Source organism: Sporolactobacillus putidus, assembly GCF_014647035.1.
GTDB classification, from domain to species: domain Bacteria; phylum Bacillota; class Bacilli; order Bacillales; family Sporolactobacillaceae; genus Sporolactobacillus; species Sporolactobacillus putidus.
Map to the genome: position 1 here is coordinate 1 of NZ_BMOK01000042.1, position 521 is coordinate 521.

Consider the following 521-nt stretch of genomic DNA (forward strand, 5'->3'; position numbering starts at 1 on the left):
TTCGTGTCCATACTTTTCAAAGAGGTGAAAAGTATGGACGGCTATCAGAAAAGCGGTCATGCGGTCTACGATATCAAGTATCACGTGATCTGGGTGACCAAATACCGGTATCAAGTGTTGCGGGGGCAGATCGCCATTCGTTTGCGTGAACTGATTCGGCAGGGATGTGAGGCCAGAGGAGTTATAATCCTGCAGGGAAGTGTGGGGAAAGAGCATATCCATCTGCTGATCTCCTGTCCGCCGAGCCTTGCACCGAGTAAAATCATGCAGTATCTGAAAGGACGTTCATCCAGATTACTGCAGGATGAGTTTTCAGAACTCAAAAAACGATATTGGGGCCAGCACCTATGGTCCAGAGGTTATTTCTGTGCAACGGTTGGCAACGTGACGGAAGAAATCATCCGAAATTATATCGCGAACCAGTCGAATAAAGTCAAGGACGACATTTTCAAGATTGACGACTGAGTTCAGTCAGAATTCAGTGTGCTTTGAGCATAAGAGCTTTCAGAAGACTTCAGTCT

At 46.4% G+C, this 521-nt stretch carries 1 protein-coding gene; it reads left to right on the forward strand.

Features of this window, described 5'->3' with window-relative positions:
• The first annotated feature begins 33 nt into the window (after window positions 1-33).
• Window positions 34-465: an IS200/IS605 family transposase gene (tnpA, locus tag IEX81_RS16520; RefSeq protein WP_188805348.1), complete on the forward strand. Its 432-nt coding sequence runs from the start codon at window positions 34-36 to the stop codon at window positions 463-465.
• Window positions 466-521: the final 56 nt, after the last annotated feature.

Excerpts from the sequence above, each read along its gene's own strand:
- tnpA (WP_188805348.1), top strand. The coding sequence starts at position 34 with ATGGACGGCTATCAGAAAAGCGGTCATGCGGTCTACGATATCAAGTAT.